Source organism: Shewanella sediminis HAW-EB3, assembly GCF_000018025.1.
Classification (GTDB): domain Bacteria; phylum Pseudomonadota; class Gammaproteobacteria; order Enterobacterales; family Shewanellaceae; genus Shewanella; species Shewanella sediminis.
Window position 1 is genome coordinate 3,000,095 of the sequence record NC_009831.1, and the last position, 22,967, is coordinate 3,023,061.

Below are 22,967 nucleotides of genomic sequence, written 5' to 3' on the forward strand. Positions count from 1 at the left end.
TTACGCTCCTAAAAATTCTTGCAAACTGCCCATATCAAATGGCCAATTTAACTCTTTATCAGTATCCGTGCATTTTAATACAGGTATTCGAATGCCATATTGTTCGGCAAGAAGATCATCATCGCAAATATCATGCATCTCATACTCAATCTGAATTTCATCGAGTAACTGAGCTGCAAGTTCACACAGATGACAGGCATCTGTGTGAAACAAGATATACTGAAATGGCTTACTCGGCATGGGTCAACAGCCAGGTATTATGGATTTGTGGATTACGCTTGAAATCCAAAGGTAATGTCTGGTTATCGATATTTTTAACGGTAAAGTTCAATGCTTCTAACGCTTCGATTTCCATTTTGAACTTACGCTTATTGTTGGAGAAGATGATTTCTCCACCTGGATTCAACAGCTTAATTAAACTCGATAACAAGGCAACATGGTCACGAAGAACATCGAAAGAATCTTCCATGCGCTTTGAATTGGAAAACGTTGGCGGATCGATAAATATAAGGTCAAACTTATCATGAGTGGTTTTGATCCACTGCATGCAGTTAGCTTGAACGAACTGATATTTGTCATCATTCAACCCATTTAAGGCAAAATTCTCTTTAGCCCAATTGGTATAGGTATTTGACATATCGACGGTTTTGACCGATTTAGCGCCACCTAATGCCGCATGCACTGATGCAGTTCCGGTATAAGCAAATAAATTCAGTACATCTTTATCTTTAGACTTTTGCCCAACGAGTTTACGCGTGAGACGATGATCCAGGAAAAGGCCCGTGTCTAAATACTCTTTAAGATTTAACTTAAATTTAGCGCCGTACTCAGTGGTTATTAGCTCAAGTTTATTTGCTTGGATCTTCTCGTACTGATTAGTGCCCTTCTGACGCTCACGAGTCTTTAAAATAATATTTTCGGGGTCGATACCAATAGCACTTGGCAAGGTGATCAAAACGTCTGTTAAACGACGTTTAGTGACAGACTCAGGAATATCGACCGGCGCGGTATATTCTTGGATCACAACGTAATCCAGGTATTTATCGATGGCAACTTTGTAGTCAGGTAGATCGGCATCATAAATACGATAGCTATCGACGCCCTCTTTCTTAGCCCACTTTTGCAACTGCTTAAAATTCTTTTTAACCCGGTTAGCAAAAGGCACCGCAATGTCACTGACATCGCCGTCTCGATTGATTTTGCTAGGATCGACACGTCGTGTATTTTCTGCATGAACAGTGTAAAGATTAAATGCACATTCCAGCGCACCGTTATTCATCTTCATCTGCTTGTCAGCTTTCAGCTTCAATGCTGACAGGAGTTCAACATCACTGTTTAGAATAGCGAGATTCCAGCCACCAAATTCAGCCTTAAACTTATCACCTAATTGATAGTACAGCTGTAAAAGTGCTGTCACTGTACCTAATCGCTCACCATAAGGCGGGTTACTGATAAGGTAACCTGATTCACCAGGCACTTTAACATTCAATGCATTTGAGACGTCAAACTCTATCAGATCCAATACGCCAGCATTTTCGGCATTACGTTTTGCCAGAGCAACGAGCCGTGAGTCTATGTCTGAGCCATAAAACTTAGTTGTACAACGCGTTTTGCCTATTGACGCCCTGGCTTTGGCTTCGTCTAACAAACCTTGCCATACTTTGTCATTATGTCTGTGCCAATGTTCAAAACCAAAACGCTCACGATGTAGTCCGGGCGCCATATCACAAGCAATCATAGCGGCTTCAATCAATATCGTACCACTACCACAGAACGGATCCATCAGGGTAACGGGGGTCTTTTGCCAACCACTACGAACCAACATGTTCGCAGCCAGGTTCTCTTTCAGTGGTGCCTCACCCGTTGTTGAACGGTAGCCACGCTTATGGAGTGCTGGGCCAGAAAAATTCAAACCGATAGTGATCTGTCCGCGGCGGTAGTGAGCATCGATTCTAAAATCTGCATCGACACGAGCAACGTCAGGTCTTGGGCAGTCATCGTCACGGAAACGGTCAACGATGGCATCTTTAATCTTAAGCGCACCAAACATGGTGTTATTAATAAAGCCACCCATACCATGAAAATCGATGCTGAATGTACTACGGTGATTAAACTCCATCTGCCAATCGATACCATAAGCCGCATTATATAGCTGCTCGGGTGATTCACACGGACCTTTGTGGATAACAAGAATTATACGGCTAGCGATCCGTGACCATAGCGTTATACGGTATCCTAATTCCAGCGAGGCCGAAAAATAAACACCTGCAACACTCTCTTTTATTTCAGAAGCACCGAGGTCTGCAAGCTCAAGTGATAACGCATATTCATAGCCCCTAGGAGCCGCAGCAAAGAAATTTAACATCGATAAATGGGTACACTTTAAAAATTAATCAGACATTATACCCCGAAGATGAGACAAATGATAAAAAGTTATTGGATAAGTGGCTCAATAATCCACTTAGATTTTGCTGATTTGTACGTTCACGATACGTTTAGCTTCATTAATGAACGTTCAATCGAGGTTTCGTAAATGTGGCTTGCAATGGGTAAACCTTATCGCTATAGTTCGCCCCGCTTTGAGAGGGCAGATAAACAAACGATTTATGTCAATTATTTATCTTCATCACTTTAAGCGGAAAGTCGGACGCGGGATGGAGCAGTATGGTAGCTCGTCGGGCTCATAACCCGAAGGTCGTTGGTTCAAATCCAGCTCCCGCAACCAATTCTTTGATTGAAAGAATCAAAACTTCAATTCATTCATCTAGTGTATAGGTCATCCGGGCGCGGGATGGAGCAGTATGGTAGCTCGTCGGGCTCATAACCCGAAGGTCGTTGGTTCAAATCCAGCTCCCGCAACCAATTCTTTAATTGAAAGAATCAAAACTTCAATTCATTCATCTAGTGTATAGGTCATCCGGACGCGGGATGGAGCAGTATAAAAGCTACTCGGACTCAACTCTTTATTGAAACAAGGCGAAGGTCGTTGCCCTGCTTTAATAAAAAGTAATCCAGCTCCCGCAACCAATTCTTTAGTAGAAGAATGAAAACATCTATTGGACTTTAATAAAAACAGTCGCGGGATGGAGCAGTTTGGTAGCTCGTCGGGCTCATAACCCGAAGGTCGTTGGTTCAAATCCAGCTCCCGCAACCAATTCTTTGATAGGAGAATCTAAACATCTATCAGACTTTTATTATAAAAAGTACAGTCGCGGGATGGAGCAGTATGGTAGCTCGTCGGGCTCATAACCCGAAGGTCGTTGGTTCAAATCCAGCTCCCGCAACCATTTTTAAAGAAAGTCGAAGGTCGTTGCCCTGCTTTTATAGAAAGTAATCCAGCTACCGCAACCAATTCTTTAATAGAAGAATGAAAACATCTATTGGACTTTAATAAAAACAGTCGCGGGATGGAGCAGTTTGGTAGCTCGTCGGGCTCATAACCCGAAGGTCGTTGGTTCAAATCCAGCTCCCGCAACCATTTTTATCTAAAACCAAAGTCGATACCCTGCTTTAAAATTAATTCCACTTCCCTAGCCATTTTCTTGATCCGTACCTTTATTAATTCACAATTCTGCTAATTATAAATTAATCAGATTCATAACTATTCATTCAAACTTTTCATTAATTTTATGTGTTCTGTGAACGTACGATAAGTGAAAGATCGACTCTCATCTTTTTTGGCTATTTAATAAGGTTGAATATTTCGGGGGGAAGGAAGCGTTAAGTCAGTCCCTGGCTATCACTAAAATAACCAGAGGCAGAATATATGGCGAGTTGCTTGCCTATTAATCAGGCCGCAACAATATGTCGCTTGATATTTAATGGGTACAATCTGTCATTCATGACCTTGATACACTCAAATTGCATTAATGACTTAGTGCCATTTAGCGAAAGCTCATTTGATAAGAGCATCACGAGTGACGCTTGAATATTTGTTTCAACCACGAGGACCTGTGCGTTCACGCCCTGACATCTAAGTTGAAAAACTTTAGCTAATTCACTATAGACACACATAGTACTCGTGTCGAAAAACCAAGACTTAGGCATCTGAGGCTTTAATAAGAAATGCGCGGCAGTCGCATTAAGCGCTAATTGCACCATCGTCGCATCAGATACACTCATAGATTTAGAGAGTCTCTCAACGAAGTCGATATAAAATTTAGCGTGTTCGACACTGAACTCTAATTCCGATTGGGCATCAGGTATTAAAGATTTAGATTTATAAGGGGTCAGAAATTCCATATCTGAGCCTAACGAAACGCTTAAAAAACCATACGCATCGTTATATATCCATTGCCAATCCCTTTTTGGCATTAATAACATAACGTTTACCCATAATATAAAGTACAGCTCGATAATAGATGATATTTTATCCAATATCAAAATATATTTTCAAAATATGAGTTGAATAACAATATGTTATATTGATCATGCGCGATCTAATTACGATCGCGCGATCAAAAAATAGATCCTAAAAGGATCTATTTTTTATCTAGCCCTATAAGCCTCAACAATATCTTGGATTAATTTAGGTCCCTGATAGATAAATCCTGAGTATATTTGCACCATTTGTGCACCTGCATCCAGTTTATCTAAAGCATCTGAAGCAGTATTAATTCCACCTACACCTATGATCGGTATCTCACCTTTTAAGCAATCTGATAACTGTTTAATCACCGCTGTAGATAATGAATTTAATGGCTTACCACTTAATCCACCCGCTTCATTGGAGTTCATTAAACCGCTGACACCATCGCGACTGAGAGTAGTGTTCGTTGCTATAGCACCGTCAAATTGATTTCTGATCAGTGAATCAGCGATTTTCTCAATCTCTTCTGATGACAGATCAGGCGCAATTTTAAGAGCGATCGGCACATACTTACCATGCTTCTCAGCAAGATCTTTCTGTTTGGCTTTTAATGATCCCAATAGATCATCAAGCAAATCACCATATTGTAGACTACGGAGTCCCGGAGTATTGGGAGATGAGATATTGACGGCGATATATGCCGAATATTCATAAACCTTCTCCATACAGATAAGATAATCATCTTTACCCTGCTCTACTGGCGTATCTTTGTTCTTACCAATATTGACGCCAACCAAGGCACCTGACTTAGCCGCTTTCAGATTCGCAACCAGATTATCAACACCCTTGTTATTAAATCCCATTCTATTGATAATCGCTTTCGCAGGCTTCAAGCGAAACAGACGTGGCAGATCATTGCCTGGTTGTGGTCGGGGGGTTACTGTCCCCACTTCAATATGACCAAACCCCATCGCATGAAAGCCATCTATGCATTCGCCATCTTTATCCATCCCCGCTGCTAAACCAACGGGGTTAGGAAAAGTCACTCCCATAAACTCAACAGGGGCTTGAGTAAACTTCTGCGCATAAAAACAATCTAAAGGTGTATTCGCCGTCGCCTTAAGACTTGCTATAGCAAGATGATGCGCCTTCTCAGGATCCATCTGAAACATGACTTTTTGAGCAATTTTGTAAAACATGTTTTCTCCTAGACCGAAAAAAGCCCCGGCATTTGCCAGGGCTATTTAATTATTATTGTTTACTTTTGACCTTCACAATGAAGAATCAAAAGGTTTAGTTCACGCAATGCGACCGAGAACTTCGCAAACTCATGGATCTGCGAAGTCTTAAAGTCTGCAAGCATGTGGAACCATCTCTCCAACAAGCCCTCATTGGAGTCGATCCACTGCGTGATTATTGTCTCTGCATCACACGTATCTGTACAGGTACGAAGTACGACCGAACTCAGTGAACGTTGCTGCCAGTCTAACTCTTCTCTAAAGGCCGCTCTAGCGAGCGCTTGCCAATGGTTCGCTACCGGCTGAGCACTAATCTGATCTAAGAACCAGTGTAACTCAACACGCGCACCTAACTTGAAGTACGTCTGAGCAACTAAGGCAACAGGCTTATCTTCAAGTTCAGCGATTTGTGATATATCCAGTGCAGAGAACAGGGTACTCATATTAACAACATGGGTAGCAACATCTTCAGTAACGCCCTCTTTAACTAAAGCAGCAATTTCTGAACGTATGCCGTTGACCTCTTCTTCGACCATATAATTGTGTACATTCGCTTTTAAGTCAGCGAATACCGGAGCATAAAACCCTACAGTTTGCTCAATACTTTGGCTGCGATTGCGATGGCGTAGGAACCAACGACAAGCACGACGAATATTTCGGCGAATTTGATGTAGCATTTCACCTTGAACAACTGCAGGAATAACTCCATTTAATGCAGTGATCTCTTTGGTTAAATCATATAAACCAAACACTTCACGTGCCATAGTATAACAAATGGCAGCTTCAGCTACTGAGGCACCGGTCTCATCTTGCATACGTTGAACAAAATTAAGGCCTAAATCATTCACAAGCTCATTGGCGAGTGAGGTGGCAATAATTTCTGCACGCAGTGGGTGAGCTACCATACGGTCGCTATACTTCTCTTTTAACTGTTGAGGGAAATAAGCGATGAGCAGCTGACTCAGGAAAGGGTCATCAGTAATTTCAGGCGTTAGCAATTGCTCTTTTAACACCATCTTCGCATAGGCAACCAGTACAGACAGCTCTGGACGAGTTAGCGCCTTACCATTAGCGAGTCGCTCCGCAAGTTCATCATCTGTCGGAATAAATTCCATCCCTCTGTCCAGCTTACCGTCTTTTTCAAGGTAATGAATAAAGCGGATCTGCTCTTTAAGCTGTTCAGCACCTCGAACCTGAGTAACCGAAATGGTTCTGGTTTGATCTTTACAGTCTTGTAAGACAATACGTCCCACTTCATCAGTCATCTCAATTAAGAGGCGATTACGCTGTTTCAACGTCATCTCACCGTCGGCAACCAGTGCGTTCAGTAAGATCTTGATGTTGACCTCATTATCAGAGCAGTCAACACCACCGACGTTGTCCACGAAATCCGTGTTCATACGTCCGCCATTGCTGGCATATTCAATACGACCGAGCTGAGTACAGCCTAAATTACCACCTTCACCAATAATTCTGGCCTGAACTTCATCACCATTGACGCGAAGAGCATCATTAGCGCGGTCGCCAACTTCGGCATGAGTTTCGTTCGATGCCTTAACATAAGTGCCGATACCACCATTCCAGATAAGGTCGACCTTCATCTTAAGCAGCTCTTTTAACAACTCAGTTGGTGTCATCGATGCTTTCTTGGTCTCCAGCATCTTCTTCATTTCTGGAGTCAAAGAGATCTTCTTCGCTGAACGAAGGAATATGCCCCCCCCCTTAGAGATAAGCTCCTTGTTATAGTCTTCCCAACTTGAACGAGGGAGTTCAAATAATCGCGCACGCTCTTTATAACTTGATGCTGCATCAGGGTTAGGGTCGATAAAGATATGCAAATGGTTAAAGGCAGTAACCAAGCGAGTATGTTCAGATAGCAACATACCGTTGCCAAATACATCTCCGGCCATATCACCGACTGCCAGACAGGAAAAATCGGTTGTCTGACAATCGATACCTATCTCACGGAAATGACGTTTAACAGACTCCCAAGCACCACGAGCCGTGATGCCCATCTTCTTGTGGTCATAACCATTGCTACCACCCGAAGCAAAAGCATCACCTAACCAGAAGTTATACTCCTCGGAGATAGCATTCGCGATATCAGAGAAGGTTGCGGTGCCTTTATCGGCTGCGACGACTAAGTAAGGGTCGTCTTCGTCATGACGAACGACGTTCGCAGGCGGTACGACTTCCCCATTGATAATATTGTCAGAGATATCCAATAAACCGCGAATAAACAGGCGGTAGCACTCTTGACCTTCAGTAAAGAACGCTTCGCGTCCTCCCTCTGTCGGCAGTTGCTTACAAACAAAACCACCTTTAGCACCAACCGGTACGATTACGGTATTTTTAACTTGCTGCGCTTTAACAAGACCCAATACTTCAGTACGGAAATCTTCACGACGGTCAGACCAACGCAGACCACCACGCGCCACTTTGCCACCACGAAGGTGCACACCTTCGACTCTTGGTGAATAGACAAAGATTTCAAATTTAGGCAGAGGACGAGGCATCTCAGGGATCTCTTCCGGTGCAAATTTGAATGAAAGATAAGCTTTCACTTCAGCAGTTTCGCTAACTTGATAGAAGTTCGTTCTCAACGTGGCATTGATAAGATCTAAGTAACGACGAATAATTCTGTCATCATCCAGGCTGGACACATCTTCCAAACGCAGATCGATCTGTTCAACAAACTTACTCAGCGTGCGAGTCTTAAGTTTCGGGTTAAACTTACGCATAAACATCTTAACCAGAAAATCTGCGATCTGAGGATAGCGAGTGAATGTCTCCTCGATGTAAGCTTGGCTGAAGGTTGCATCGATCTGGCGCATATATTTCGCATAAGCACGTAGAATCGAGACTTCTCTTCCACCAAGACCTGTCGCTAACACTAATCGGTTAAATCCATCATCTTCAAGTTTCTTTCTCCACACTTCAGATAGCGCAGTTTGGAAACGAAGCTGACTATCAGCGATGCTCTGTGTTGACGTGCCCTGCACTGTCATCAAGAAATCGAGGATCCAATAGGTTGCGCCATCCGCCGTCTTAAGTTCATAGGGACGTTCGTTGATCACTCTTAGACCGAAGTTTTCCAGCATAGGTAAAACATCAGACAGATGAATAGGCTCATCTTTATGGAACAACTTGAGACGAACTTTACTGTTATTAAGTGCAGTCTCTTGTGGCTGATAGAAAAGCATCCCCAGTTGCAGCTCATCATTCAGAGACTCAAGATGCTGAATATCGACAACAGCAGAGCTTGGCAATACATCCTCTTTATAACTACGAGGAAAAGCATTGATATAACGCTTGCTAAGACTCTTACCTAACTCTTCACCCTGAGCACTACTCAATGCATCATTGAGTTTATCTTCCCAAGAGCGAGCAGCTTCAATTAAATTGTTTTCGATAGCAGCCACATCCACATCCATATTATTATTATCGACTTTCACTATGTAATGAGTTCGCGCGAGCGTTGATTCTGAGAAATAAGTTGTAAATTCAACTTCTGAATCACTGTTGAAGTGCTGGCCAAGAATTCGCTGAGTATCTTCACGTAGTTTAGTGTTATATCTATCTTTAGAGACATATACCAAACAAGAGAGGAAGCGACCGAAACCATCTTTACGTACAAATAGTTTCAATTTATCTCTGTCTTGCATCTCCAGAACACCATGGGCGACATGGGCTAACTCTTCGACATTCCCCTGAATAAGTTCATCGCGGGGTAGTGTCTCCAGGATGTGCATCAAGGCTTTATAGTCGTGTGAGCTCGGTGTCAAACCGGAGCGGTCCAGCACTCGCTGTACTTTTTCGGCTAACAGTGGAATTTCACGAGGGCTACGATTATAGAGATTAGAAACGTAGAGGCCTAAGAATCTATCTTCGCCAATCACATTGCCTTTTTCATCGAAACGTTTAACGCCAACGTAATCGACATAGGCTGGGCGGTGAACACGACTTTTTTCGCTACTTTTGGTCAAGACCAACAAGCTATTATCCAAGGCTTCTTTACGGGCGCTTTCCGATAACCGGGAGATGAGTAATCCGGTTTCAGGCTTTGGCTTACCGGGAATATTCATTAATCCCAGGCTCGTTGAAGTATCGGGAATGAGTTCTAAATCACCTTCAACCTTGCGTAGATCGTACCTGCGATAACCTAGTAGTGTAAAATGGTGATCGTTAAGATACTTAAGAAAATTAATCGCTTCTTCACGCTCACTCTTATGGCCCGGGTATGGGCGAGTATCGAGCTCTTTAATTGTCTCTGTCAATTTGTCAGACATCATGTCCCAGTCGCCAACCGACGCCGCTACATCACCCAACACAGATTCAATTTCTTTCTCTAATTGCTTAATATCCTTGTCACTGCTTTGTCTATCAATCTCAATCAGGAACACTGCGACCTTTTCAAGTTTATCGCCGCCTTCATCCCCGTAGTGAACCTGCGAAATCATCCCTTTAGTTCTTTTTATTGAGAGAGGAGTATGCAGAATCGCGTGGGCAGTGATACCTATTCGGTTGAGTGCCATACCGACAGAATCAACCAGGAATGGCATATCGGGTTGAATAACTTCGATGATCGAGTGAGTCGACTGCCAACCATGTTTAGACTGACTAGGGTTAAAAACCCGAATATGAGACTCCCCCTTAGGGGTGACATTTGCCGAATTCCATAAACTGAGTACCGCACCATAAAGATCACTGTCATTACGGGCATTGAGGTCGTCTTTGGACATATGAGCATAAAGGCAAGCCGCAAGCTGCTCTACTTGTTTTGATTGTGATTGAGGAACTTTAGAGTGAATTAGGCTAACTACATTTTCGAGTAGTACTGAAGGCATTGCATCTTTCAAGGCCATGTTGCTGTTTCCTTAGGGTCTATGGCAGCGCTTTTATAATTTTTGGGATGCTTGTACAAATGACCGGTCCGGAGAATGTGACCTAGGTCATGCGCGAAGTCTATTACTAAACTTGCCATTTTTCGAGTGTTATTTTAGTGGTAGATCCTCTGCGAAACCAGTAATAGCGGTATTTTTGTGCTAAAGATGAAAAAACAATCGGCATTTGAGCGTAACTATGCAAAAAACAGGGTAATAAAAAAGGGAGCCGAAGCTCCCTCTATCCCTATTCTACTCTGGGTTTTCGCCAAAAGAAGGCGCCAATTGCCGGCAAAATAATTATGGCTCCCAACATATTAACTAAAAACATAAATGTCAGAAGAATCCCCATATCCATTTGAAACTTAAGTGCAGAGAAGAACCAGGTACTCACGCCAATCGCTAGAGTAAGGCCGGTGAATATAACCGCACTTCCCCTTTCAACCAACGCCTCATAGTAGGCTTCCTGAACAGGCATGCCGTCCCTAAGCCTCACTGCCATAGTAGAAAGAATATAGATGCCGTAATCGACACCGATACCCACCCCTAATGCAATAACAGGCAGAGTACTAACAGCCAGACCGATATCGAGTTGCGTCATCAGTGCCTGAGCTAATGTTGATACAACGTAAAGCGGTAGTACGACAGCAACGGTAGCCCGTAGCGATCTAAAGCTGATTAAACAGAGAATAAAGACCGCACCATACACGTACAGCATCATAGGTAACTGTGCTTCTGCCACCGCCTCATTCGTTGCAGCCATGACACCGACGGGACCTGAAGCCAGCTTAAACTTCAATTTCTCCGAGTCCATTTCAGCTGCCAGAGTCTTAACTTTATCTATCACCAACTCAATGGTTTCTGCCTTATGATCTTTTAAAAACAGATAAACAGGCATGACAGAACAATCACCATTGAGCAAACCCGATGTGGTCGGAACTCGACCAACCGCTTGTACCAGGCTCGCTGTAGTACGCGGTAACACTTGCCACTTAGGATTTCCTTCGTTGAAACCGGCATTAACGCGCTTTGCAACAGAGGCTAAGCTTGCTGTCGCCTCAACACCTGGCGTGTTACGGACCAACCATTCAAACTCATCAATTTCAGTCAAGACTGAGTGATAAGTACAGGCTTCAGGAAAAGCTTCTACAATCACGGTCATGACATCGGTAGTTATTGAAAACTTATCAGTGATATAAAAAGTATCCTGATTGTAGCGAGAATCAAAATGAAGTGCAGGCGCGCCGCCTTGCAGGTCACCCACTTTCATCAGGCTAGCTTGCTGGGCGCCCAGAGCGTAAAGCCCCGTTGTGATGACCAACACCCAGATCGCATATTTAGTTGTGGCAAACGCAGACAGCTTCCTCCAGATATGGTTTATTCCATCATTGGAAGGATCGTGAGACCTTTTCGGTGGAGTAACCTGTGTGTATGAAATAACCAAGGGCAATAAAATCAAGTTGGTGAGAATGATGACACCAACGCCTAAAGAAGCCGATATCGCCAACTCCCGAATAATTCCGATATCAATCGCCAGCAAAGTGAGAAAACCCACAGTGTCAGACAAGAGCGCAATACCACCGGGGATCAACAAACTTCTGAACGCCGAGGCTGCTGCTGATTTAGTCGACTTGCCATCGGCCACCCTGCGCCTGACCGCATTGATCATCTGTACGCTGTGACTCACGCCAATGGCAAAGACAAGGAAGGGGATCAAAATTGACATGGGGTCTAAACCAAACCCAACCACGGTCAGTAATCCCAATTGCCAGATCACGGCGATTAAACTACACGCGAGTGGCAAAAAGGTCAGTACCAGCGATTTTGAAAACAGATAGACCATGATAGCGGTCACTATGATCGCTATCAGGAAAAACAGCACGACCCCTTTGGCACCATCGGCAACATCACCCGCCATCTTGGCAAAACCGATAATGTGAATTTTTATGTCGTCATTTTCGTATTGAGTTCGCAGCTCCTCTTCAAGCTGAGATGCAAATGCGAGAGTGTCCAATGGCTCGCCCGTTTGAGGGTCAAAATCCATCAGTTGAGCCGTCACCATGGCTGCCGAATAATCTTCAGCGATGAGTCTTCCTACAATACCTGCTTTTTCAATATTATTTCGTACGACGGTGAGTCCGGCGGTTGTTGTCGAGAAGTCCGCCGGTATAACCGGGCCGCCCGCAAAGCCATCTTCGACCACCTCTGTGAAACGTGTCGATGGCGAAAACAGAGACTTAACCTGAGCCCTGTCGACGCCTGGAATGAAGAACAACTGATCGTGAACATTCTTTAACACATCGAAGAATCGCTCGTTGAAGATATCACCACTGCTGTCTTCAACGGCAACCATAATACTATTAGCCCCACCAAACTGTTTTTGATGCTTGAGGTAGGTCTGCATATAAGTATGGTTGAGCGGAATATTCTTAATAAAGGCAGCATCCATTTTTAGATTACTTGCCTGTAAGCCTAAGAACACTGTCGTGACTAAAAAAACAAGAATAACAAATGCTCTATGCCTGAATAGATAGGATTCAAGTCCATTAACCATTTTATCTAACATCTTAAGGATCCTATTATTATTTTAATTCGAAGAGGCCTTTTGTACCAGCCACCCAAATATGTCCCTGTGGATCTTGATTAATAGCAACGAGATTCTCTCCCTGTCGCTGATGAATAATCTTACTCTCTCCCAGAGCGGGTACATCAATTATCACACCGGCATTACCGACTAAAATCAACCCGCCATCATTGTTCGGCAAAGCGCCGTTAATCGTAGACTTGACAGGTAATGTCACCTCTTTCCAGCTGCCCATATCAAGAGAGGCTTGGAAAATGTGACCTCGCAGTCCCATAACGAAAATAGTGTCATTGAGTTGAATGGTATTGAACAGGGAGCCTTCATAGATGAAGTCAACTTTGGTCCACTGCTTGCCTCGATTGTCTGACACGGCAACTAAGCCAAGCTCTCCGACCATAATGAGTTGACCGTTAGACAGCGAATTAATGCGATTGAAATGTGGAAGCAAAGCACTGCGTTCACTTAGATAGAGCGCCTCATCTTCTGCCTTTAATTCAGCCAGGTAGCTGACATCTTCCTCAAACAGCAACTCTTCATGGTATTCGCTTAACCATGTTTTACCACCATCAGACGTTCTATAGAACAAGCCATAAGCGCCTATAGCCACTCCATTTTGTTCATCAAAGAAGAGAATATCCATCAAAGGTTTTTCGATCTCTGGTGACCCCATCTGTAACTGCCAGGTCAAGCCGGCATCGATGGTATGAATAATGGTAGCATCATGGCCAACCGCCCAACCAAGTTCAGGAGTGATAAAAAATACTTTTGTGAGGTGGGCCTGCGTCGGCGTTGAAACTTGCGTCCACAGCCCCTCTTTTTCACCATTAAGAATGAAAACGTGTCCGCGTTCACCGACGGCAACCGTAGTGGCCCCCTTAGTCGCAATATCGAGGATGATTGACTCGATGGCTAATGGCTGAATTTGACTACTTGAACCGTTTGCATCACTCGCCTGAGATACAGGTGACAGAAAAAGGGCAGCAATTAAACAAACAGAAACAAATCGAAGCATGCTAAACAACATACAGACTTCCTTAAGAGATAGAGGGGCACCCTATCGATGCCCCTTTTGTATCGGAGGATTAACGAATACCGGCACGTCTTAACGCCGCGGGGGTGAAGTTAGCTTCACTCAGCTTGGCATCAAAATTATACATACGGCCTTCGTTATCGAGTCCCATTGCGATATAACGACGGGATTGAAGATCATGGAAGACCTCAAGCGTAGTCCAATGTGTAGGAACTTCGTAATAGTTAATAGCATGCGCAAAGGCAACACGATATAACTCATCACGATTATCATAGATATCGGCTAGCGACACCTGCCAGGAGTCCTCATCTATATAGAAAGTACGCGTCTTATAAATATGACGCATGCCCTCTTTAAGCTGAGCTTTGACAACCCAAACACGGTGCTTTTCCCAACGCACAAGCTCAGGATTCACATGACCGGGATGAATAATCTGGTCATACTTAAGCTTATCCGAATGTAGCTTGTAATCATTATAGGGAATGTAGACTTCCTGCTTACCGATCAACTCCCAGTTATAACGAACAGGAGAGCCGTTAAACATGTCAAAGTCATCCGTCGTTCTAAGACCGTCAGATACAGAACCCGGTGTATCGAAGGCCACATTAGGGGCCTTACGAACACGGCGTTGACCTGTATTGTAGGTCCACGCCTGGCGAGGTAATGCCTCTTGATCCATGGTCTCTTTAACCAGTAGTGCAGTACCCGCAAGACGCGCCGGTTGTGTCACGACCTGCTTAAAGTAGAACAAGGTATTTGACGCATTGAGTTTATCTAAGGTGATCTCCGGACGAGAATACTGAAAACGTATCTCCTCGGCGGTTTCAACTAAGGTATAGCTACCACTCGCCGTCGGCGCGGCTTGGCTACGGGAAGTTTCTACATCCACCCCACGAAAACGCAGTACATGGTTCCAGATAACCTCTAAACCATTTTTAGGCATAGGGAATGGCACACCAATCGATGCACCTTTAACGCCGTTACCTTCAGATACAAGTTCGGCGCGGGTCGCATTGGCTTTAGTCGCATCATAGACAAACTGAGGCACAGAAGCGGTACGCCTGGTCTGATAGACATTCATCTTGTAGGTGTCAGGGTAAAGTTCAAATAACTTCCTCTGGCCATCGGTCAGATGAGCCTTGTATTTATCTTTATTGGCATTAGTTATCGTAAATTCAATCTTGTCCTGAGGAAAAGGATCCGGATGATGCATCCCCTTCTCATAACCTGCAATGGCGGAAGTGATCCCACCATCCCAGGCAGGAATCGAACCATCGGCATTACCGGCTTTAACACCACCTAATGGCGTTAATTCGGTTCCAAGCTTTGCAGCTTCAGCATCTGTAACTTTAGCCAATGCGGCTGGCGCACTGAGTGCTAGCATCACAGACGCCGACAATATCCCAAGTTTATTCATTGTTATTGTCCTTGTGATTTAGATTGAGTACTTGATGTTAAATGACACGTAATCACGGTCTGACATCTGGTTAGTCGTACCGACGCCACCAAAGAAGCTATTGTAGGAGAAATCTGCGCCCCAACGATTCTGATAATCGAAGTTTACGCCGACAGAAACTGATTTCTTTCCTTCGGTGAACAGGAACATAGGATCGGGCGTAATACCCTCTACATCATGTGAGAAGATCACACGAGGAGACATATTGACACCAGAAAACAAGTTGTTGTAATCAGCCTTAGCGACTAAACGGTAACCCCAGGCGAAGTCAGTGGGGAATGGGTTGGTCTCCGGACCATTATGCACACCTTCGATGATACCTGGCATATCCGGATTTCCACCCGAACGCGCAGTCCCCGGTCCATTGAGTCTTAACTCATCGAAACCTGGCATATCATGGATCCACACGCCACCAATCTCGGCTAACATAACCAGATTACTCGTGCCTAATGTAGGCCCAAACAGGTGAGTAAAGGTGGCTTGGGCTTGAGTGGTATCCAGGCGTATAAAGCCCTCTGCATACTCGCCAGGTCCCACGTCATCGACATAAGAGGTGTATTGAGATATCCCATCGAAATCGGGGCGAAGACCCGCATTCGCCAGCTGTTGCGGCATAGCAGCAAACAGCAGTTCAACATCATCAATTTGCAGTGGTTCATCCTGACGGTGAGCAATTTCACCGGCAACCGAAGTATCGCCTATCAATGTATTGAAGCTGAAGCCATAGAGTTGGATATCTTCAGGGTACTCGATCTGCGCCTTAGAGAAGGTTTCTAAACCAAGCAGCACATCGCGATCGACGCTTCCGCCAGTCGCCGCAAGCGCACCGAGCGTACCTAGATCATTGGCGATCGCCTGTTGACCAAAATCAGCCGTCGTTCCGCTAATGAGAGGTCTGCGACTATGATAATTCATGTAATAGAGGCCAAACTCGGTCTCCCACAAAGCCGGTGAGTAGTAACCCAGCTTTACACCATACTGTCCCGAATCGCTGGCACTGGCTTGATCTTGTACCAGCGTAGCCTTGGTGGGATAGGCTAAAGCTAATGCACCAAGCGTCGCCGAGTCATAATCACCTGAGATAATCATCTGGGCTAACTTATTATATTCCGCTTCGAGGAACTCCAGATTCATGTCCGGGTTGGCCTGAAAACCTAACTGAGCATTTTGGCCATAGCCGCCATATCCGGCAAAATCGTTCGACGAGAAATATGATCCTGGCGTCGGTACCCAAACAGGCTCCCAGTCATATTGGTAGAAGGCCTCGACTGATAGCTCATCTGTCATGCCAAATGATGCCCACACCATTCCCTGAGGCCTGAATGCCTCTTTAAGTTCTGCACCTGGCGCATTGAGGATATTGAGATCGACAGGATTAATCACACCGATGCCGTGAGGTATCAAGGTACTTTCACCCCAAGAGACCACCTGGTTACCGACACGAATGGTAAGCGGGTTAGCCCCATCATTGAAATCGAAGTTGCCGTAAACGAAAGCATCAAGCAAGCGTACATCTTTACATTGGACTTTCGATGCTTCCGAGTCCATACAAGGATCGTACTCTTTACCCGTTAACGGATCGCTATAACCATAGTCGCCGTTATTCGCTTTCTGATCGTAGAAGTACATGCCACGAGCGAAGATACCGAAGTTTTTGTATTTGAGTGAAAGTTCGTGTAAACCCTTGAACACAACAGCCGTTGTATCACCTTGGGAATAGAGTAGATTACTCAAGTCACCATTACTGGAATATGACCCAGGTTGAGCCCAAATCTCGGCGGAGGTATATTTCGTATTATTGAACGCAGAGTAGTTTGACCAATCAAATCTGGGATGATTCACTTTACCAATATTGTTATCCCAATCACGTCCCTCGACCCGCCAACTAGCGCCGGCAGAGAAGGTTGAATCGAATGTTCCTTGAACTTCTCCCCAATCAAATGATACAGCGTTGACACCGGAAGTAACTCCCATACTCAGTGCCGCTACGATCCCCAAAGTAAGCGTCGACTTGTTAAAGCCGTTTATAACCTTTTTCATTTTAGCTTCTCTCCATAACCTGCTGGATTCTTGTTATAGGAATGTCAACCAACATCTTGTTAGCCTACAGGTAACACCATTGTTACAGTATTTACATCTGATGAGCAAGATGGAATTAGAGAAAATCTTCTAAAGATTTAAGTACCTTAGCTAAAAATAAAACAATAATTTAAACGCTTGATTTAAAAGTTAGATAAGAAGATGGTGTTATAAGCAAAAAATAAGAAGGATATTGTGAAATAACAAAGGATTACATAAAGCAGAACAGGACTGTTCGACAAAGAAAAGCCAATCAGTCGTTTGAAGTAATTACTCTAATCTTTAAAGCTAAATTTTTTGCAGAGAAAGCAACTCTCCCTTTTCACCGAGCTCCAATTTAAAATTGCCATGAACACCGGAGCGAGTTAAAAACTGGCGAAAATGACGGCCGTTGATCCAAAGTTTCCTTCCGTGACTATCATGCACTTCGACTTTGTCGACATGCCCCTGATAATATCGCTGAAATTCGTGAAAACTTACATTTAAAGAGAAATAAAAGGTCATATTTTCAAACTAAAACAATGAGAAACTAACTAAATCACAGAAGGTTACAACAAACTGATGACTCCCCACTTAGGACTGCAGGGAGTCATCATCGATTAACGTATGTTACTTAGAATCGAGCGCTTTTGACACTTTCTCATACAGATCTTTTGACAAGTCTTCGAGCCCTAATATTCGTTTAAGCGACGCTTTCATCAGTGACTGTCTGGCTTGGTCAAACTTTTTAAACTGAATAAGAGGCGTAATTATCCGAGCTGCAACTTGCGGGTTTAACTTATTGAGCTTGATAATGGTGTCGGTGACAAACTCATAACCGCTGCCATCGAGTTTATGGAACTGTACCGTGTTTGCAGACGCAAATGCACCAATTAACGAACGCACTCTGTTAGGGTTAGAAAAACTAAAAGATTGATGCTTAGTTAACCTTTCGAGCTGCTGTAAACAGGTATCCGATGCACACGTAGCCTGCAGAGATAGCCACTTATCCATCACCAATGGTGTCTCACTCCACTTGGTTTCATAATCAGACATCAAGGTGGTGCGTAGCGAGGAGTCTTCCCCGTTGAGCGCCAGTAATGCCCCAAGACTGTCAGTCATATTTTCAGCCTGTTCATACTGCACTTTGGCAAATCGCTGATGGTCATCTGAAACTTTTTGAAGTAACAACAAGCAAATATTCTTAAGCGCACGTGAACCGGCATTATCGATACTCGCCTGCTCACGATAACGGCTAAGTAGTTCATCTTCACAGGCCATTGCCAGCTCTTCAACCACAAAAGACCTGGCAGTCGCCAGGGCATCGAGATCGACAGTTTCTGCTTGTTCAATTAAGGCTGAGACCGAAGGCAGAGTAAAGATTTCGGCAACCAGAGCATGGTCAAGCTCTTCACTGAGGAGTATACCACGGTAGGCATCGGTCACTCGTGGATCGATGTGCATCGATTGCTGCTGGTCTAAGTTAGCGACATTATCCCAAATAGATTGGCTGATAAGCGCTACAGAGGCTTCCCAACGGGCAACTTCACTGCTGGCATAGCGCATCAGATGCACTAACTGTTCGACCGAGTAGGAGAAATCAAGCTTAACCGGCGCCGAGAAGTTTTGCAGTAGCGAAGGTATCGGCTGCTCGGTAATATCATTAAAGATAAACTCCTGACGAGACTCCTTAACATTCAAAACCTGACTCAACATTGAGGTTCCATCCGGTGATAAAAGCTCTAAATCAAACGGAATATGAAGTGCTAGTTTGTCAGTTTGATCCGCCGTAGAATGTGTAACCTGCTCGATAACAAGAGAATAGCACGCCTTTTTAGCATCATACTTCTCCGTCACTGTGACCACCGGAGTTCCGGATTGACTATACCAACGTTTAAATAGTGAGAGGTCTACGCCACTGGCGTCTGTCATAGCAGCGGCAAAGTCATCACAGGTCACAGCCTGACCATCATGACGTTCGAAATACAGTTTCATACCGGCTTGAAATGACTTTTCACCAAGTAAGGTATGCATCATACGAATAACTTCGGCACCTTTGTTATAGACAGTAACCGTATAGAAGTTGTTCATCTCGATCACAGACTCAGGGCGTATAGGATGCGCCATGGGTCCTGAATCTTCGGCGAACTGCTGATTTTTTATCACCTTAATGGCATGAATACGATTAACCGCACGAGAGCCGAGATCTGAGCTGAACTCTTGATCTCTAAATACGGTTAACCCTTCTTTAAGACTCAGTTGAAACCAATCTCTGCAGGTCACCCTGTTTCCTGTCCAGTTGTGGAAATACTCATGCCCCACCACCGACTCGATACCATGATAATCCTCATCTGTCGCCGAGTTCGTATCGGCCAACACATATTTGGTATTGAATACATTGAGCCCTTTGTTCTCCATAGCGCCCATATTGAAGAAATCGACCGCCACAATCATGTATATATCCAGATCATACTCAAGATCGAACCTGGACTCATCCCAAGCCATCGACTTCTTTAACGATGCCATTGCATGGTGAGCCTTATGAAGGTTACCTTTATCGACAAAGACCTGTAATTTGATCTGCCGTTGGCTTGATGTAACAAACTGATCTTCCAACAGATCAAAATCTCCTGCGACCAGGGCAAACAGATAGGCTGGCTTTGGAAACGGATCATGCCATTTAACAAAATGACGTCCCGATGAAGTCTCGCCCTGCTCCAGTAAATTACCGTTGCTCAAAAGGTAGGGAAATGCCTTGGCATCTGCTTCAACTCTCACACTGTACACAGCAAGTACGTCGGGTCTGTCGAGGAAATAGGTGATACGTCTGAAGCCTTCGGCCTCGCACTGAGTACAGTAGGCCCCGTCAGACATATAGAGTCCTTCGAGGCTTGAATTCGATTCAGGATCGAGTTTTGTTACTATCTCTAACTCAAACTCTTCAAGCTGAGTCTCGATACTAAGTTTTGCCTCTTCCTGGCTATAGCAGGTATCAACACCAGCGACTTTAAGTGAAATGATCTCAATACCTTCACCGTGTAATACTAAGGTCGTCGCTTGGTCATCTTTTCGTACAACCTGACTTTTCGCCGTGACAAATGTCTCTGCCCCATCCAAATAGAAGTCGAGATCGATATGGGTGATGGTAAAAGCAGGAGCCAGGTAATCCTTCAGGTACTTCGCATTCATTGTTGTCATAAACAGGCCTTAAATCCTTTTTACATACTTATAATACCAACTGGTATAAATAAACTAAGTTTGGGATGTAACAGATATGAAAAAACGCGCCATTGGCGCGTTTTTAATTATTTAACTCGTTTTACTTTGATTCGTTTTTAGCCACTCTTTCGATATCGACCATATCGAGAGTGATATAAACCGTTTCATCACGGAAAGCATCCGGTGTAACCAGTTCATCTTCATCTGCATCCGATTCAGTTTCTGTATCTTCTGAATCGAGCGACTTAACAACCTCTAAGCCTTGGCTCACACGACGTTCATTAAGACGAACGAGCTGCTTCTTGTCATTGGCTTCGCGCTCTGCAATACGTTCACTCTCAACAAGAGAGACCGTTTTTTCATCATGATGCTGCTTAAATTCGGCAATATCTTGGTAAATATAGCTAAACTCAACATCTTGCTTAATACGAGAATCGTGCTTAACAGACAAGTTACCGATCATGTTAGGGCTAACATCACCCAGAGTGCCATATTGTGCAACCGGCACTTTATCCCAAGGCAATGCATTCTCTTCCTCAGCTTCACCATACTCACCCGGCTCTAAAGCACTCGGGAATGAAATATCCGGTGTAACACCCTTAAGCTGAGTACTGCCACCATTGATACGGTAGAACTTAGCTATGGTGTACTGAACGTGACCAATTGGCTTCTCATACATATCATAGATACGGCCGAGGCTCTTATGCTGCTGAACCGTACCTTTACCGAAAGTCGACTCACCGACAATCAGCGCACGGTCATAATCCTGAAGTGCAGCAGCGAAAATTTCAGAGGCAGAAGCACTATAACGATCAACCATGACTGTTAATGGTCCGCTATAGGTGGTACGGCCGTCATTATCTCGATTTTGCGAGACCTTACCATTGGCATCTCTTATTTGTACAACCGGACCTTGCTCGATAAACAATCCGGTTAAGAGTGTAGCCTCGGTTAATGCACCACCACCGTTGCCCCGCAGATCAATAATAACACCTTCGACCTGCGCTTTTTTCAGCTTAATCAGCTCTTTAGACACATCTTTAGACAGATCCATATAGAAGCCTGGGATCTGGATGACACCGACCTTACGATTAGCATAGAGACCTTCATCTGGCTCTATCACCTCAGAGGTAGCTGCACGATCTTCGAGTCTGATCTTATCTCTTACTATGGTCACTTCGAATGTTTTAGCCGAAGAACCACCTTTTTTAGGTAAAATCTGTAAAACGACTTTACTGCCCTTAGGGCCTTTAATCAGCTCGACAACATCATCGAGACGCCAGCCAATGACATCAACAATCTCTTTGTCATCCTGGCCAACACCGACAATCTTATCTTCCGGTGATAACTTTTCACTCGTTGCTGCGGGCCCGCCAGCAACCAGACTCTTGATGACGGTATAATCATCATCCATCTGTAATACGGCACCAATACCCTCAAGACTTAAGTTCATCTCCATCTGGAAACGTTCAGCATTTCTTGGAGAGAGATAACTGGTGTGAGGCTCTACGGTGCGAGAAAAGGCATTCATCACGCCTTGAAAAACATCTTCACTCTTAGTCTGACTAAGGCGCTTAATCGCATTGTTATAGCGCTTCTCAAGAACGGGAACAATTTCATCCCACTCTTTACCGGTTAATTTAAGGTTTAACGCATCATATTTGACTCTTTGACGCCATAACTCGTTGAGTTCAGCCTCATCTTTCGGCCAGGCGGCATCTTCACGATTAAACTGATACTTATCATTAGCAAGAGTAAAATCCATCTCTTTGTCTAAGAGAGATAATGCATATGAGAAACGGTCATAACGACGCTTTTGAACGAGTTCGAACATCTTATAAGCAGGAGTCAAATCACCACTTTTAAGCATGTCATCAAACTGTTTCGAATAAACAGCAAAAGTATCAAGATCTGTTTGTAGCAATACATTACGACGGTAATCTAATTGCTTGAGGTAGCGCTTGAATACCTGCTCGGAAAACGCATCATCAAGATCAAATCTGTGATAGTGAGAGCGAGTAAAGAGGCCAGTAACGCGCTTACTGGCTACTTTATGCTGCGGTTCCTGCGATAGTGCGGGTAACTCGCTGAATGGAATTGATGGGGTTAACGCCCACGCCGAGAATCCTACAAAAATACTGGCGATTGAGGCAGCCAGGGTAATTTTTCGCATCAACAAGTTACTCCTTT

Annotated in this window: 12 protein-coding genes and 5 tRNA genes; 5 read left to right on the top strand and 12 right to left on the bottom strand. The window is 44.2% G+C overall.

Going from position 1 to position 22,967, the window contains the following annotated elements:
• Positions 1-240, bottom strand: coding sequence for a glutaredoxin family protein (locus SSED_RS12970; RefSeq protein ID WP_012142814.1), 240 nt, complete (start codon positions 238-240; stop codon positions 1-3).
• Complete coding sequence (gene rlmKL, locus SSED_RS12975) at positions 230-2,365, bottom strand: bifunctional 23S rRNA (guanine(2069)-N(7))-methyltransferase RlmK/23S rRNA (guanine(2445)-N(2))-methyltransferase RlmL (protein ID WP_012142815.1); 2,136 nt, start codon at positions 2,363-2,365, stop codon at positions 230-232. The genes SSED_RS12970 and rlmKL overlap by 11 nt, the downstream gene beginning before the upstream one ends.
• Positions 2,366-2,648: 283 nt before the next feature.
• Here rlmKL and SSED_RS12980 point away from each other — a divergent pair.
• From SSED_RS12980 to SSED_RS13000, 5 genes are all read left to right on the top strand, one after another.
• Positions 2,649-2,725: transfer RNA gene (locus SSED_RS12980), tRNA-Met, on the top strand.
• A 60-nt stretch (positions 2,726-2,785) separates the two neighbouring features.
• Positions 2,786-2,862 (top strand) — tRNA-Met (locus SSED_RS12985).
• A gap of 215 nt (positions 2,863-3,077) precedes the next feature.
• Positions 3,078-3,154, top strand: a tRNA-Met gene (locus SSED_RS12990).
• Between the two features lie 56 nt (positions 3,155-3,210).
• Positions 3,211-3,287 (top strand) — tRNA-Met (locus SSED_RS12995).
• Positions 3,288-3,401: 114 nt separating this feature from the next.
• Positions 3,402-3,478, top strand: a tRNA-Met gene (locus SSED_RS13000).
• Between the two features lie 311 nt (positions 3,479-3,789).
• Here SSED_RS13000 and SSED_RS13005 read toward each other — a convergent pair.
• The 10 genes from SSED_RS13005 to prc all read right to left on the bottom strand — a co-directional run bounded on the left by SSED_RS13005 (position 3,790) and on the right by prc (position 22,950).
• Positions 3,790-4,323, bottom strand: a complete 534-nt coding sequence (locus SSED_RS13005; RefSeq protein ID WP_012142816.1) for a cell division protein ZapC — start codon at positions 4,321-4,323, stop codon at positions 3,790-3,792.
• A 165-nt stretch (positions 4,324-4,488) separates the two neighbouring features.
• Positions 4,489-5,508, bottom strand: coding sequence for a quinone-dependent dihydroorotate dehydrogenase (pyrD, locus tag SSED_RS13010; RefSeq protein ID WP_012142817.1), 1,020 nt, complete (start codon positions 5,506-5,508; stop codon positions 4,489-4,491).
• Between the two features lie 59 nt (positions 5,509-5,567).
• Positions 5,568-10,412 carry an NAD-glutamate dehydrogenase gene (locus SSED_RS13015; RefSeq protein ID WP_012142818.1) on the bottom strand — a complete coding sequence of 1,615 codons (4,845 nt, stop codon included), beginning with the start codon at positions 10,410-10,412 and terminating at the stop codon, positions 5,568-5,570.
• Between the two features lie 265 nt (positions 10,413-10,677).
• On the bottom strand, positions 10,678-12,996 hold the full coding sequence (locus SSED_RS13020; protein WP_012142819.1) for an efflux RND transporter permease subunit: 2,319 nt from the start codon (positions 12,994-12,996) through the stop codon (positions 10,678-10,680).
• A 16-nt stretch (positions 12,997-13,012) separates the two neighbouring features.
• Positions 13,013-14,038, bottom strand: a complete 1,026-nt coding sequence (locus SSED_RS13025; RefSeq protein ID WP_012142820.1) for a WD40/YVTN/BNR-like repeat-containing protein — start codon at positions 14,036-14,038, stop codon at positions 13,013-13,015.
• 58 nt (positions 14,039-14,096) lie between these two features.
• On the bottom strand, positions 14,097-15,461 hold the full coding sequence (locus SSED_RS13030) for a DUF1329 domain-containing protein (RefSeq protein ID WP_012142821.1): 1,365 nt from the start codon (positions 15,459-15,461) through the stop codon (positions 14,097-14,099).
• An 18-nt stretch (positions 15,462-15,479) separates the two neighbouring features.
• Positions 15,480-17,540, bottom strand: a complete 2,061-nt coding sequence (locus SSED_RS13035; RefSeq protein WP_012142822.1) for a DUF1302 domain-containing protein — start codon at positions 17,538-17,540, stop codon at positions 15,480-15,482.
• A 327-nt stretch (positions 17,541-17,867) separates the two neighbouring features.
• A complete protein-coding gene (locus SSED_RS13040; protein ID WP_012142823.1) occupies positions 17,868-18,083 on the bottom strand; it encodes a DUF2835 domain-containing protein in 216 nt (71 codons plus the stop codon).
• A gap of 105 nt (positions 18,084-18,188) precedes the next feature.
• The gene (gene pepN / locus SSED_RS13045; RefSeq protein ID WP_012142824.1) at positions 18,189-20,756 is read right to left on the bottom strand and encodes an aminopeptidase N; all 2,568 of its coding nucleotides are present in this window, start codon (positions 20,754-20,756) and stop codon (positions 18,189-18,191) included.
• Between the two features lie 121 nt (positions 20,757-20,877).
• Entirely contained in the window at positions 20,878-22,950 is a 2,073-nt protein-coding gene (gene prc / locus SSED_RS13050) for a carboxy terminal-processing peptidase (protein ID WP_012142825.1), read from the bottom strand.
• Between the last annotated feature and the right edge of the window lie 17 nt (positions 22,951-22,967).

Coding starts and splice junctions, on each gene's coding strand:
- SSED_RS12970 (WP_012142814.1), bottom strand. CDS start 240: ATGCCGAGTAAGCCATTTCAGTATATCTTGTTTCACACAGATGCCTGT.
- rlmKL (WP_012142815.1), bottom strand. CDS start 2,365: ATGTTAAATTTCTTTGCTGCGGCTCCTAGGGGCTATGAATATGCGTTA.
- SSED_RS13005 (WP_012142816.1), bottom strand. CDS start 4,323: ATGTTATTAATGCCAAAAAGGGATTGGCAATGGATATATAACGATGCG.
- pyrD (WP_012142817.1), bottom strand. CDS start 5,508: ATGTTTTACAAAATTGCTCAAAAAGTCATGTTTCAGATGGATCCTGAG.
- SSED_RS13015 (WP_012142818.1), bottom strand. CDS start 10,412: ATGGCCTTGAAAGATGCAATGCCTTCAGTACTACTCGAAAATGTAGTT.
- SSED_RS13020 (WP_012142819.1), bottom strand. CDS start 12,996: ATGTTAGATAAAATGGTTAATGGACTTGAATCCTATCTATTCAGGCAT.
- SSED_RS13025 (WP_012142820.1), bottom strand. CDS start 14,038: ATGTTGTTTAGCATGCTTCGATTTGTTTCTGTTTGTTTAATTGCTGCC.
- SSED_RS13030 (WP_012142821.1), bottom strand. CDS start 15,461: ATGAATAAACTTGGGATATTGTCGGCGTCTGTGATGCTAGCACTCAGT.
- SSED_RS13035 (WP_012142822.1), bottom strand. CDS start 17,540: ATGAAAAAGGTTATAAACGGCTTTAACAAGTCGACGCTTACTTTGGGG.
- SSED_RS13040 (WP_012142823.1), bottom strand. CDS start 18,083: ATGACCTTTTATTTCTCTTTAAATGTAAGTTTTCACGAATTTCAGCGA.
- pepN (WP_012142824.1), bottom strand. CDS start 20,756: ATGACAACAATGAATGCGAAGTACCTGAAGGATTACCTGGCTCCTGCT.
- prc (WP_012142825.1), bottom strand. CDS start 22,950: ATGCGAAAAATTACCCTGGCTGCCTCAATCGCCAGTATTTTTGTAGGA.